Source organism: Chromohalobacter beijerinckii, assembly GCF_023061185.1.
Lineage (GTDB): Bacteria > Pseudomonadota > Gammaproteobacteria > Pseudomonadales > Halomonadaceae > Chromohalobacter > Chromohalobacter beijerinckii.
On sequence record NZ_JAKGAK010000011.1, the window covers coordinates 1 to 13,240 of the forward strand.

The 13,240-nt window shown below is 61.0% G+C and carries 10 protein-coding genes; 3 read left to right on the top strand and 7 right to left on the bottom strand.

Translation table 11 applies throughout. The features are described 5' to 3' along the window. Positions 1-399: 399 nt before the first annotated feature. Positions 400-1,224, bottom strand: a complete 825-nt coding sequence (gene pssA, locus L1075_RS09650) for a CDP-diacylglycerol--serine O-phosphatidyltransferase (RefSeq protein WP_040239209.1) — start codon at positions 1,222-1,224, stop codon at positions 400-402. 157 nt (positions 1,225-1,381) lie between these two features. Beyond that, on the bottom strand, positions 1,382-2,398 hold the full coding sequence (ilvC, locus tag L1075_RS09655; RefSeq protein WP_246941622.1) for a ketol-acid reductoisomerase: 1,017 nt from the start codon (positions 2,396-2,398) through the stop codon (positions 1,382-1,384). A 169-nt stretch (positions 2,399-2,567) separates the two neighbouring features. On the opposite strand from ilvC, the gene ilvY reads away from it, so the two are divergent. Further along, the gene (gene ilvY / locus L1075_RS09660) at positions 2,568-3,449 is read left to right on the top strand and encodes an HTH-type transcriptional activator IlvY (protein WP_040239213.1); all 882 of its coding nucleotides are present in this window, start codon (positions 2,568-2,570) and stop codon (positions 3,447-3,449) included. Positions 3,450-3,520: 71 nt separating this feature from the next. Here ilvY and ilvN read toward each other — a convergent pair whose 3' ends face one another. Both ilvN and L1075_RS09670 read right to left on the bottom strand, forming a co-directional pair. Beyond that, complete coding sequence (gene ilvN / locus L1075_RS09665) at positions 3,521-4,012, bottom strand: acetolactate synthase small subunit (RefSeq protein ID WP_075368568.1); 492 nt, start codon at positions 4,010-4,012, stop codon at positions 3,521-3,523. Continuing rightward, the gene (locus L1075_RS09670; RefSeq protein ID WP_040239217.1) at positions 4,012-5,736 is read right to left on the bottom strand and encodes an acetolactate synthase 3 large subunit; all 1,725 of its coding nucleotides are present in this window, start codon (positions 5,734-5,736) and stop codon (positions 4,012-4,014) included. Before L1075_RS09670 ends, ilvN begins: the two co-directional genes overlap by 1 nt. A 543-nt stretch (positions 5,737-6,279) precedes the next feature. On the opposite strand from L1075_RS09670, the gene L1075_RS09675 reads away from it, so the two are divergent. Further along, positions 6,280-7,611, top strand: coding sequence for a sugar porter family MFS transporter (locus L1075_RS09675; RefSeq protein ID WP_246941624.1), 1,332 nt, complete (start codon positions 6,280-6,282; stop codon positions 7,609-7,611). A gap of 135 nt (positions 7,612-7,746) precedes the next feature. On the opposite strand, the gene clpB is transcribed toward L1075_RS09675, so the two are convergent. From clpB to rluD, 3 genes are all read right to left on the bottom strand, one after another. Further along, entirely contained in the window at positions 7,747-10,329 is a 2,583-nt protein-coding gene (clpB, locus tag L1075_RS09680; RefSeq protein ID WP_040239221.1) for an ATP-dependent chaperone ClpB, read from the bottom strand. A gap of 154 nt (positions 10,330-10,483) precedes the next feature. Continuing rightward, positions 10,484-11,239: a peptidoglycan editing factor PgeF gene (gene pgeF / locus L1075_RS09685; RefSeq protein ID WP_246941626.1), complete on the bottom strand. Its 756-nt coding sequence runs from the start codon at positions 11,237-11,239 to the stop codon at positions 10,484-10,486. 7 nt (positions 11,240-11,246) lie between these two features. Further along, positions 11,247-12,209, bottom strand: coding sequence for a 23S rRNA pseudouridine(1911/1915/1917) synthase RluD (gene rluD / locus L1075_RS09690; protein WP_246941628.1), 963 nt, complete (start codon positions 12,207-12,209; stop codon positions 11,247-11,249). A gap of 105 nt (positions 12,210-12,314) precedes the next feature. On the opposite strand from rluD, the gene L1075_RS09695 reads away from it, so the two are divergent. Beyond that, complete coding sequence (locus L1075_RS09695; RefSeq protein ID WP_246894774.1) at positions 12,315-13,115, top strand: outer membrane protein assembly factor BamD; 801 nt, start codon at positions 12,315-12,317, stop codon at positions 13,113-13,115. The last annotated feature ends 125 nt before the right edge of the window (positions 13,116-13,240 follow it).

The window sequence follows — 13,240 nt, forward strand, 5'->3', positions numbered from 1 at the left end:
TAGTGCCGTGATTGTCAAGGCGTTAGCCGAGGTGACAATCGCTGATAGCGGCCGATACGGCGGCGATATCAGAGGCCTTTCGAGGTGCGGCGCATTTTACCGAACTCGGCGTCACTGTCAAGCGAGAAAGCCACCCGAAGGTTTGAATTTCTCAAGCAAGTCAGTCACTTGCGCTACCTCTCCACCGCTGGCTACGAGGTCCGTCGCCGGCAGCGGATGCGTACTTTACGATCCACAGCGGCTGAACGCAAGGGGACGATTTAAAAATAGTTGCCGCTCGATTGGCGGCAGCTATACCTCGCCGCTATTCGCCTTATCCACACCCTGAACGAGGCGGCACATAAAAGAGGGTGTGGATAAGCCAATACCACACCTTGTAGCCACTGGGTGTGAACGAACTCAGCGCATTTTGCGCATGAGTGCGAGCAGAGGCCCCGATACCACATAGCAGCCGAACAGGATCAACAGCATGAGCGAGGGCTCGAGTGAAATCACCACGAACGCGAGCACAATCGCCAACAGCACGACGAAGGGAACGGGGCCCTTGAAATCGACCTCCTTGAAGCTGTGGTAGCGGATGTTACTAACCATCAATACCCCTGCCGCCGCAACGACGAACGCGATGAACAGTTTGAAACCCAGGGCGTCGGCGTCGAACTTATGCAGCGTCCATACGCAGCCGGCGACGAGTGCGGCGGCGGAAGGACTCGGCAAGCCAACGAACCACTTCTTGTCGGTACTGCCGATTTGCACATTGAAACGAGCTAGGCGCAAGGCTGCCCCGGAAGCAAAAATAAAAGCAGCGATCCAACCGATCTTGCCGACGTCTTGCAGGATCCAGGAGAACGCGACCAGAGCCGGTGCCACCCCGAACGAAACCATGTCGGCCAGGCTGTCGAACTCGGCACCGAAGGCGCTTTGCGTGTTAGTCATCCGTGCCACGCGTCCGTCTAGCCCATCGAGCACCATGGAGACGAAAATCGCGATAGCGGCTCCGGAGAAGTTGCCGTTCATCGCCGCGATAATGGAGAAGAAGCCAGAAAACAGCGCCGATAGCGTGAATAGGTTGGGCAACAAATAAATGCCTCGCCGGCGCACGCGCTTCCCGTTCTCGATGGTTTCCTCGATGATTTCGTCTTCGTCCTGAAACGCCGAATTGTCATCCGAGACATCCTCGGTGTCGGCTTTCTTGGGCGATTCTGGCGTGCCCGATTCTTGCGTCATATAAAGTCATCCGTTGCCATGGGACGGCCCTTGATGGGCCATTCCGACATTTTACACACTGCAAGCCTAGTCGACAGACGGCCTCCTTGACGACCCAAAACGTAAACGGGCGCGGCCAATTGGCCGCGCCCGCTCGATAACGACTCGCAGACAGCGCTTAGTTCTTGCTCTTGTCGACCAGTTGGTTGGCCGCGATCCAAGGCATCATGCCACGCAGCTTCGCCCCCACCTGCTCGACCGGATGCTCGGCATTCAGGCGGCGACGCGCATGCATCGACGGATAATTGCTGTTGCCTTCGTTGATGAACATCTTAGCGTATTCGCCGGTCTGAATGTCCTTCAGGGCATGGCGCATTGCTTCTCGCGACTGCTCGTTGATGATCTTGGGACCAGTGACGTACTCGCCATACTCCGCGTTGTTGGAGATGGAGTAGTTCATGTTGGCGATCCCACCTTCGTACATCAGGTCAACGATCAACTTGAGCTCGTGCAGGCACTCGAAGTAAGCCATCTCGGGAGCGTAACCAGCCTCAGTCAGCGTTTCGAAGCCAGCCTTGACCAGTTCCACGGTACCGCCGCACAGCACCGCCTGCTCACCGAAGAGGTCGGTCTCGGTTTCATCCTTGAAGGACGTTTCGATGATGCCGCTGCGGCCACCGCCGATACCGGCTGCGTAGGAAAGCGCCAACTCCTTGGCCTGACCGGTGGCATCCTGCTGGATGGCAATCAGGTCGGGAACGCCGGCACCGCGCACGAACTCGGAGCGCACCGTATGACCCGGCGCCTTCGGCGCGATCATGATCACGTCCAGGTCCTGGCGCGGCGTCACCTGGTTGTAGTGGATGTTGAAGCCATGCGCAAAGGCCAGCGTCGCACCTTCCTTCAAGTTGGGCGCGATATCCTGCTCGTAGATCGCCTTCTGATTTTCGTCGGGCGCCAGCAGCATCACCACATCGGCCGTCTTGCAGGCCTCAGGAACGGAGGCCACCTTGAAGCCCGCATCTTCGGCCTTGGCCACGGACGAAGAGCCCGGGCGCAGCGCCACAGTGACCTCGACGCCGGACTCCTTGAGGTTATGGGCATGAGCATGGCCCTGGGAACCATAACCTACGATGGTGACGTTCTTCGCCTGGATCAGCGAGAGGTCGCAATCTTTGTCGTAATAAACGCGCATGTCGTACTCCAGATATCGAAGAAGAAACGTATGAAGTGTCAGCGTTGATGGCTTTCCGCCATGAGCGTCGTCTGCCGCGACGCTTTGATGTCACCTTACGCCAGCCCCAAGCGTTGCGTAAAACGCTATATTTGCAATACCGTATGCCGAAAATTGAAATGATATTGCCATGGATACTCGTCCCTACCAGCAGTTCCTCAGCCTGGCCGATACCCTGCACTTTGGCCGCTCCAGTGAGTTATGTCACGTCAGCCCTTCGACGCTGAGCCGCACGATCCGCCAACTCGAGACACAGCTCGGCGTTACCTTGTTCGAGCGCGACAACCGCAGTGTCCGCCTGACCCATGAAGGCCGCCTCTTCCAGCGTTATGCACGCGATGCATTGGAGCAATGGGACGTATTTCGTCACTCGCTGATGGCGAAAAGCCGCGAACTATCCGGCGAAATCAGCATCTACTGCTCGGTGACTGCCAGCTACAGTTTTCTCTACGAGTTGCTCAGCGAGTTTCGCCAGCGCCATCCACGCATCGAATTGAAGCTGCATACCGGTGACCCGGCCAGCGCGGTTTCACGCGTCCTCAGCGGCGAAGAAGACATGTCGATCACCGCGCGCCCCGAAACCCTGCCCACACAGCTGGCATTCAAGCCAATCGCCACGTCGCCGCTGTTGTTCATAGCACCGCGTACCATGCCGGAATGGCTGGCCGGCCTCACCGCCACGACGGACGCCGCCAGCTGGGGCAGCATTCCCATGATCCTCTCGGAGTCGGGCCTTGCCCGCGAGCGAACGGATGCCTGGTTCCGCCAGCTGGGGATCAAGCCGCGCATCTATGCCCAGGTCGCGGGCAACGAAGCCATCGTCAGCATGGTCGGGCTGGGCTTCGGGGTCGGCGTAGTGCCGCAGATCGTGGTCGACAACAGCCCATTGGCCGAGCGCATTCAGGCCCTCGAGGTCGAGCCCGCGTTAACGCCTTACGAGGTCGGGCTCTGCGTCACCGAGAAGAAGCTGCGCAATCCGCTGGTCAAGGCTCTATGGTCGCAGATTCGCTAACCTTGACCCCTTAAAGCCAAAAAGGCCGCTCGTGAGAGCGGCCTGTAATGGCATGGCATAAGAGCACAGGCTCAGAGGCTGAGTATCTTGTCACCTCGCGAGATGCCCGATACCCCGGTACGCGCGACCTCGAGAATACCGATCGGCGCCATGGCCTGGACGAAGGCATCCAGCTTGCCGGCATCGCCGGTGATCTGCACCGTGTAGACACTCGGCGTAACGTCGACGATCTGCGCGCGGAAGATATCCACCGTACGCTTGACCTCGTCGCGGCTCGCGCCCAACGCCTTCACCTTGACCAGCATCAGCTCGCGCTCGATGTGATTGCCCTCGGTCAGATCGACCAGCTTGACCACATCGATGAGCTTATTGAGATGCTTGGTGATTTGCTCGATGACGCGATCATCGCCTTCCGTGGTCACGGTCAGGCGCGACAGGCTCGGGTCCTCGGTAGGCGCCACGTTGAGCGTTTCGATGTTGAAGTTGCGCTGGGAGAACAACCCCACCACGCGGGACAGGGCGCCGGGTTCGTTTTCCAACAGGATCGAGATGATGTGGCGCATCAGGTCCGCTCCGTCTTCGAAAGCAGCATGTCACGCATGGCGCCCAGGGGCACCTGCATCGGATAGACGTGTTCCCGGGGGTCGACGTCGATATCGAGGAACACCAGTTCGTCGTTGTCGGCGAACGTGCGCTCCAGCGCCGCATCGAGCTCGTCGTGATGTTCCACCTTGAGCGCCGTGAAGCCGTAGGCCTCGATCAACTTCTGAAAGTCCGGCAGCGACTCCACGTACGAGTGCGCATGGCGCGACTTGTAGTTGAGGTCCTGCCACTGGCGCACCATACCCAGCGTTCCGTTGTTGAGGTTGATGATCTTCACCCCGGTGCCGAACTGCTTACAGGTCGACAATTCCTGCATCATCATCTGAAAGCTGCCCTCCCCGGTGAAGCACACCACGACGTCATCGGGGAAGTTCTGCTTGATGCCCATTGCCGCCGGAAAACCGAAGCCCATGGTGCCCAGCCCCCCAGACGTGATCCAGCGATTGGGCTTGTCGAACTTGTAGTATTGCGCTGCGAACATCTGGTGCTGGCCGACATCGGTGGTCACGAAGGCCTCACCACGCGTGATGTGATACACCGCTTCGATGACTTCCTGCGGTTTGAGGCGCTCGCCCGGCTGAGACGCCTCGTAGAGCTTGCCTTCGCGTTCGGCACGCCAGCCATCGATGGTCGTCCACCACTCCGGCAGCGCCTCGGCATTAGCCATTTCCCGGCCTTGCAGCAGGCTGATCATTTCATTGATGACGCTATCCGCCGGTCCCACGATCGGCACATCGGCGCGCACCGTCTTGGAGATCGAGCTGGGGTCGATATCCACATGCACGATCTTGGCCGTGGGACAGAACTTCGAGGTGTTATTGGTCACTCGGTCGTCGAAGCGCGCTCCGATGGCGATAATCAGATCGGCATGATGCATGGCCATGTTGGACTCATAGCTGCCGTGCATGCCCAGCCAACCCAACGACTGCGCATCGGTCTGCGGATAGGAGCCGATGCCCATCAACGTGGTGGTGATAGGGAAGCCCAGGCGCTTCACCAACGCCGTCAGATTTTCGCTCGCGCCGCTGGTAACGATTCCGCCGCCGGTATAGAACACCGGGCGCCGCGCCTTGAGCATCATGTCCACGGCTTTCTTGATCTGGCCAGTATGGCCCCGCGTGACCGGGTTATAGGAACGGATCTTGACCTTCTTCGGATAGACGTACTCATAACGTTCGGTGGGCGCCGTCATATCCTTGGGGATATCCACCACCACCGGTCCGGGACGACCGGTCGCGGCAAGATAGTACGCCTTCTTGAGCACCTCGGGGATTTCCGAAGGGTGCTTGATGGCGAAGCTGTGTTTCACGATAGGGCGCGTCACGCCAACGATATCGGTTTCCTGGAAGGCATCTTCACCGATCAGATGACTGGCCACCTGACCACACAGCACCACCATCGGGATCGAGTCCATGTAGGCGGTGGCGATGCCAGTCACGGCGTTGGTCGCGCCGGGGCCGGATGTGACCAGCACCGTACCTGGCTTGCCCGAGGCACGGGCGTAGCCATCGGCGGCATGGGTGGCAGCTTGTTCATGACGAACGAGGATGTGTTTAACCTTGTCCTGGCGGAACAACGCATCATAGATATGCAGCGCTGCGCCACCGGGGTAGCCGTAGATACGCTCGACGCCCTCATCCTGCAGGAAGCGGGCGATCATATCGGCGCCGGAAAGCAATTCCACTGGTAGTTCTCCCCTGGAGATAACGAGTGCCATTCCACCGCCGCGTTACGGGCAGTGGAGTGTCGATGCGGCGGTACGCCGCTGCCGGCTGCGCCGGCACCTGATGCCATAATCCTGGCTCTGGGCCCGGGGTGGGGACCCGCACTCATAGAAACCACCGAGACCGGCTGGTCCGAGCGGTTCCTGGCACGGCAGATCGCCGTGTCGGGGTTGGCGGGAACAGGCGTTTGGCCCATACCCTTGATCTCCTTCGACAGGCGGGTAGAGGCATTTTTCAACCTACCCTTCACGCAGCGGCCGGGGATCACCCGTCAATGGCTGCGCCCGCAATCAGGAATCACCTAGATTCCATCAGCGCCCCCGAGCTGTCAACCTCCGACGCTCATACGCGCCCGGCAGCGCTTCGCAATCTCCCCTTAGTGCATCGTTCATCCACTAAAGTTGAATGCTTACCGACGGCATTATTAAGTCATCGCTGCTGTAATTTTGGTTAAGCTTCATAGGTTAGTGAATGGATTCACCCACACTGCAAAGGAGTCGCTCATGTCGCCCATCCTGAAATGGTCCGTCTTCGTCGCCATGGCGGGCTTCCTCTTCGGCTTCGACACTGCCGTGATTTCCGGAGCGGACAGACCCGTGCAAGAACTCTGGGGACTCAGCGATCTCCAACACGGCCTCTTCATCATGTCGATGGCGCTATGGGGGACGGTACTGGGCGCGATCTTCGGCAATTGGCCCACCGACCGCCTGGGACGGCGCAAGACACTGTTCGCGATCGGCGTCCTCTATTTCGTGTCGGCCGTGGGCTCTGCGCTCGCCACCGACCCGTTCTGGTTCTCCTTCTTCCGCCTGATCGGTGGGTTCGGCGTGGGCATGTCATCGGTCGCCGCGCCGGCCTATATCTCCGAGATCGCGCCAGCCGAACGGCGTGGCAACCTGGTAGCGCTCTATCAGTTCAATGTGGTGTTCGGCATTTTCATGGCCTACGTCTCGAACGCGATTCTCGGCAGCTTGCTCGGCGCTGATGCCTGGCGCTGGATGGTCGGTATCGAAGCCGTACCGGCACTCGTCTATACCCTAGCACTGTTCAAGGTACCCGAGAGCCCTCGCTGGTTGATCCTCAATCGCCACGACACCCAGGGCGCCGCCGCGATACTGCGCCAGGTCGATGCCACGCGCGATGTCGATGTGCAAATCGAGGAGATTCAAACCGCCGACCGCGAAGACAACAAGGTTCACTCCCGCTTCTTTTCGCACCGCTATCGACTGCCGATCACGCTGGCGTTCTTGATCGCCTTCTTCAATCAGTTCACCGGTATCAACTTCGTGCTCTACTACGCGCCACGCATTCTCGAGTCGGCACAGCTCGGCGCCAGCGCTTCCTTGCTCTCCACCGCCGGCATCGGCTTAGTCATGGTGATCTTCACCATGATCGGCATGGCGCTGATCGACCGCTTCGGCCGTCGCAAGTTGATGTATATCGGCTCGGTGGGCTACATCATTTCGCTATCGATCATTTCGCACGCGTTCTTTACCGATAACTTGGGCGGCGCGCTGATTCCTCTTCAGCTATGCCTCTTCGTCGCCGCACATGGCATCAGCCAAGGCACGGTCATCTGGGTCTTCATTTCCGAGATATTCCCCAATCGCGAACGCGCCCGCGGTCAGTCGCTGGGCAGCTTCACGCACTGGTTCTTCGCGGCCGCGATCACGCTGGTCACGCCCTGGGTGTTGGGCGTTTTCAACGGCGGGCCGGTGTTTGCTTTCTTCGCCTTCATGATGGTGCTGCAGATCGCCTTCGTTGCCTTCCTGATGCCGGAGACGAAAGGCGTTTCCCTCGAAAAGCTGCAACGCAAACTTTCCCCGCAGGAGTAATCGAGCCTGAAGGCGCTGCCCCAGAAGAGAGGCACAAAAAACCCGCGACACAGCATGTCGCGGGCGGGAAGACGGTCAGGACGCGACCGTGTATGGTGAGAGCATCGGGCGGCCCGGAGTTCCGGGCCGCTCGCGTTACTTGGCGAAGACGAGGTGGCCGTCTTCTGTGGTGACGCGGATGGTGTCGCCCGCCGCGAAATGCCCGGCGAGCAATTCCTGCGCCAGTGGATTCTCGATCCGGCTCTGGATGGCACGCTTGAGCGGTCGCGCGCCAAAGACCGGATCGAAGCCTACCACCGCCAGCTGTGCCAGGGCGTCGTCGCTGACCTCGAGACGAATCTCGCGCTCGACCAGGCGCGCCTGGAGCCGCTCTAGCTGGATCGCCGCAATGGACTGGATCTGCTCCTGCCCCAAGGCGTGGAACACCACCACTTCGTCGATGCGGTTGATCAGTTCCGGACGGAAATGATCGCCCACCACCCCCATCACGGCATCGCGCATCACGGCATAATCGGCGTCATCGCCGCCCATGCGCTGAATGATGTCCGAGCCCATGTTGGAAGTCATCACGATCACCGTGTTACGGAAGTCCACCGTGCGCCCCTGTCCATCGGTCAGCCGGCCATCCTCGAGCACCTGCAACAGGATGTTGAATACGTCCGGATGCGCTTTTTCGACCTCGTCGAGCAGCAGCACCGAATAGGGCTTGCGGCGCACCGCCTCGGTCAGATAACCGCCTTCCTCATAGCCGACATAGCCCGGCGGTGCGCCGATCAGCCGCGCCACAGAATGCTTCTCCATGAACTCGGACATGTCGATACGCACCATGGCCTCCTCGGTATCGAAGAGGAAGTTGGCCAGCGACTTGCACAGTTCGGTCTTGCCGACCCCGGTGGGCCCCAGGAACAGGAACGATCCATTGGGACGATGCGGGTCGGCCAATCCGGCGCGCGAACGGCGCACGGCGTTGGCCACGGCGGTCACCGCCTCATCCTGACCGATGACGCGCTCGTGGAGTGCCTCTTCCATGCGCAGCAGCTTGTCGCGCTCGCCCTCGAGCATCTTGGACACCGGGATGCCCGTCCAGCGCGAGACCACCTCGGCGATCTCCTCCTCGGTGACGTTAGAGCGCAACAGCTGGTGCTTGGCGGTATCCGCCTCGTGCTCGCTGGCCTCAGCGATCTGCTGCTCGAGCTTGGGAATCACCCCGTACTGCAACTCGGACATACGCCCCAGATCGCTCTGGCGGCGTGCCGCCTCGAGATCGATGCGCGCCTGTTCGAGCTCCGCCTTGAACTGCGCCGCCCCCTGGATGCTGGCCTTCTCGGCCTTCCAGACCTCCTCGAGATCGGCATATTCACGGCTCAGTTCGTCGATCTGCGCCTCCAGGGAATCGAGCCGCTTGCGGGTCGCTTCGTCGGTTTCCTTCTTGAGCGCCTCGCGCTCCATCTTGAGTTGGATCAGACGACGGTCGAGGCGGTCCATCTCCTCGGGCATCGAATCCAATTCCATACGAATCCGCGAGGCCGCCTCGTCGATCAAGTCGATGGCCTTGTCGGGCAATTTCCGGTCGGTGATATAGCGCGTCGACAGCTTGGCCGCAGCGATGATCGCGCCGTCGGTGATATCGACGCCGTGATGCACCTCATAGCGCTCCTTGAGGCCACGCAGGATCGCCACGGTGTCTTCCTCGTTGGGCTCATCAACCAGCACCTTCTGGAAGCGCCGCTCGAGCGCCGCATCCTTCTCGATGTGCTGACGATACTCGTCCAACGTGGTCGCCCCGACGCAGTGCAATTCGCCTCGCGCCAATGCCGGCTTGAGCATGTTACCGGCATCCATCGCACCCTCGGCCTTACCGGCGCCGACCATGGTATGCAATTCATCGACGAACAGGATGACGCGACCTTCTTCCTTGGCAAGCTCCCCGAGCACGGCCTTGAGGCGTTCCTCGAACTCGCCGCGATACTTGGCACCGGCCAGCAACGACCCCATGTCGAGTGACAGCACGCGCTTGTCCTTCAACCCCTCTGGCACCTCGCCGTTGACGATGCGCTGGGCCAGACCCTCGACGATGGCGGTCTTGCCCACGCCAGGCTCGCCGATCAATACCGGATTGTTCTTGGTGCGCCGCTGCAGCACCTGGATCGTACGACGGATCTCGTCGTCGCGGCCGATCACTGGGTCGAGCTTGCCATCCCCGGCACGCTGGGTCAGGTCCATGGTGTACTTGTCCAGCGCTTCCCGGCTTTCCTCGGCCGAGGCGTCATCCACCTTGTTACCGCCGCGCAAGCTGTCGATGGCGCTACGCACGGACTGCACGTCCAGACCGGCCTGCTGGAGCACCTTGCTAATGGTGGTTTTCATTTCCAGCGCCGCCAGCACCACCAGCTCGCTGGCGATGTATTGATCGCCACGCTGCTGGGCTTCGCGGTCGGCGAGATTGAACAACTGCGACAACGCCGAGGAAAGCTGCACATTGCCATCGAACTGACCGACGCGCGGCAGATCGTCGAGATACTGAGAAAGCCCGTTACGCAGGCGCGAGACATCGCCGCCGGCCTTCTGCACCAAGCCCTTGATGCCGTTTTCCTGCGCCTCGACGAGCGCCATCAGCACATGGCCGGGATCGAGTTGGTTATGACTACGCCCCACCGCGAGGGACTGCGCCTCACCCAGGGCATTTTGCAATTTACTGGTCATGCGATCGATACGCATCGAACCCCTCCTTCATCGCGACACGCCATCGGCGCGCCGCACGATCATCTTATGTTGACATCATCAATGGAGGTATGCTCGAGGCGTTTCAAGGCAGGGCGTGCAAAAATCGTTCCGACGTTCGATAGACCCGGGGTCGGAAACGAAGCGCCATTCAGCGCAACCAGATCACACTGGCCATGCGACCGGTGTGGCCGTCGTCGCGACGGTGGGAATAAAAACGCGGCTCGCAGGCGGTGCAGAAGTGGCCGCCACCGATATGACCGACGCCCAGCCGCTCGAGACGCAACCGCGCCAAGCGATAGATATCTGCCATATAGTGCCCGAGGCGATAGGGGCTGGGCTCGAAGGCGCTTTCCGCCTCGGGCTGCACGGCCACGAAGGTTTCGAACACTTCAGGGCCGACTTCGAACTGCGCCTTGGAAATCGCTGGCCCCAGCCATGCCATGAGCTCGTCCGGTGACTGCCCCAGAGCCGCCACGCTGGCCTCCAACACGCCGCCCGCCAGGCTCCGCCAGCCGGCGTGCGCCACGCCCACGCGCGTGCCCTGGCGATCACAGAAGAACACCGGTAGACAATCGGCGGTCAGCACGGCACAGGCATACCCCGTGTCGAAGGCCACCGAGGCGTCCGCTCGCGGCGGCTGCTCGGCAAACTCTGTACGGTAGTCCTGCTGGACGGTGGCACCATGCACCTGGTTCAGCCATAACAAAGGACGGGTGTCGTCGAGCTCGGCACTCAACAGGCGGCGGCAGCGGTCGACCGACACGGGATCGTCGCCTACGTGATGCGCCGTATTGAAGGACGCGAAGGCGCCCTGGCTGGGGCCGCTCTCGCGTGTGGTGACGAAGGCACCGACCGTGCTCGGCGCCGGCCAATCGGGCAGAATCAAGGTGGGACGTTCGCTCATGACAGGCTCACTCAGCGTGCGTGTCGGCTGCGTCGCGCAGAAAATCCAGCAACATCAGCATATCGTCCGGCAACGCCGCGCGAAACTCCACCGCCTCGCCCGTACCGGGATGCACGAAGGCCAGCTTGCGAGCATGCAGCGCCTGACGCGGAAAATGGCGCAGCACGTCCTTCAATGCGTCGGTGGCCCCAGCAGGCATCTTGAGGCGACCGGCATAGACCGGGTCGCCGATCAATGGAAACCGGCGATGCGCCAAATGCACGCGGATCTGGTGAGTACGCCCGGTTTCGAGACGACAGCGGACATGCGTATGGGAAGGAAAACGCTCCACCACGCGGTAGTGTGTCACCGCCGGCTTGCCCGAGGGAGTAACGGCCTGGCGCTTACGATCCTTGGGATGCCGCCCGATCGGTTCATCGACACGGCCCCCTGCGGTCATCCTGCCGGTCACCACGGCATCGTATTCACGCGACACCGTGCGCGCCTGCAATTGCTCGACCAGCGAGGCATGCGCCGATAACGTCTTGGCCACCACCATCAAACCGGTCGTATCCTTATCGAGCCGGTGCACGATGCCCGCTCGGGGTAGCTGCATCTGCCCCGGCGCATGATGCAGCAACGCGTTGAGCAGCGTCCCGTCAGGATTACCCGCGGCGGGGTGCACGACCAGCCCCGCTGGCTTGTCGATCACGATGACGTCATCGTCTTCATGGACGATCTCCAGCGCCATGGCCTGCGGCGCGAAGCGCGTGTCTTCCTCGAGCGTGGCCTCGAGCGTCAGTTGCTCGCCGCCGCGCAACTTGTCCTTGGGGCGCGCGGACGCGCCGTCGCAGGTCAGCGCCCCCGACTTGATCCACGCCTTGAGGCGCTCGCGGGAGAAGTCCGCGAACAACGTCGAGGCGGCTTGGTCCAGACGCTGGCCCGCCATCGTTTCGGGGACGCGTTCTTCTCGCTGCACGGTATCTGCCATGGCAATGCTCGGTTCCATTTCGCCACCGGGGGCGTTTGCTTTATAGTGACTCCGAACTGGCGGATTCTAGCACGGCCGCCCCGTATTGGTTGAACGAGGATGACGATGCGATTCCCTTCACTTGGCACGTTCGGTGCGTTGCTGCTTAGTGGCGCGCTGCTCGCCGGTTGCGCCAGCAACGAGCCGGCCCCGGATATACAAGAGCAGGATCTCTATCAGCAAGCTCAAGAGTCACTGGATGCCGGGCGTTACAGCACCGCCGTGACACGTCTCGAGGCGCTGGATACCCGCTTCCCCTTCGGTCGTTACGCCGAGCAGGCCCAGTTGGAGCTGATTTACGCGTACTATCAGACCGAGGACTGGGAGCAGGCGCGCGCCGCCGCCAGCCGCTTCATTCGTTTGCACCCCGATCATGAGCAGGTCGACTACGCGTATTACATGCGCGGCCTCGCGGCGTATCAAGCCGGGCGTTTCAGCCTCGAAGGGCTCGAGCTGATCGATATCTCCAAGCGTGACCTGGGCGCTACTCGCGATGCCAATGTCGACTTCGGCGAGCTAGTCCGGCGCTTTCCGGAAAGCCCCTACGCGGCCGACGCGCGTCAACGCATCGTCTATCTGCGCAACGTGCTCTCGCGTCACGAGCTGCAAGTCGCCGACTTCTATCTTCGCAAGGGCGCCTACCTGGCGGCGATCAATCGCGGCAAGTGGGTGCTTGAACATTACCCACAAACACCTGCCACACGCGACGCCCTGGCAGTCATGGTCGAGGGCTACATGGGGCTGAACATGCCCGAGCGGGCACGCGACGCCTTGCAGACGCTCATCGACAACGACCCCGACAATGCGCGCCTCGATGGCAAGACTTTCGAGCCCGAGCATGTCGACGCCAAGCCGCTGACGCTCTAACGGCGCCCCTCCGGGGAGCTGTAAGTCATAAGAGGTAAGCTGGAAGAAAAATCAAACGCTAAAAACACCTGTCTTGGCAGATAGCGATTCTTCCAGCTTCCAGGCGCGCAGCGCCGCTCTTCCTT

Bases quoted from the DNA above. Each gene is read 5' to 3' on its own strand.
- pssA (WP_040239209.1), bottom strand. From the start codon at position 1,224: ATGACGCAAGAATCGGGCACGCCAGAATCGCCCAAGAAAGCCGACACC.
- ilvC (WP_246941622.1), bottom strand. From the start codon at position 2,398: ATGCGCGTTTATTACGACAAAGATTGCGACCTCTCGCTGATCCAGGCG.
- ilvY (WP_040239213.1), top strand. From the start codon at position 2,568: ATGGATACTCGTCCCTACCAGCAGTTCCTCAGCCTGGCCGATACCCTG.
- ilvN (WP_075368568.1), bottom strand. From the start codon at position 4,012: ATGCGCCACATCATCTCGATCCTGTTGGAAAACGAACCCGGCGCCCTG.
- L1075_RS09675 (WP_246941624.1), top strand. From the start codon at position 6,280: ATGTCGCCCATCCTGAAATGGTCCGTCTTCGTCGCCATGGCGGGCTTC.
- clpB (WP_040239221.1), bottom strand. From the start codon at position 10,329: ATGCGTATCGATCGCATGACCAGTAAATTGCAAAATGCCCTGGGTGAG.
- pgeF (WP_246941626.1), bottom strand. From the start codon at position 11,239: ATGAGCGAACGTCCCACCTTGATTCTGCCCGATTGGCCGGCGCCGAGC.
- rluD (WP_246941628.1), bottom strand. From the start codon at position 12,209: ATGGCAGATACCGTGCAGCGAGAAGAACGCGTCCCCGAAACGATGGCG.
- L1075_RS09695 (WP_246894774.1), top strand. From the start codon at position 12,315: ATGCGATTCCCTTCACTTGGCACGTTCGGTGCGTTGCTGCTTAGTGGC.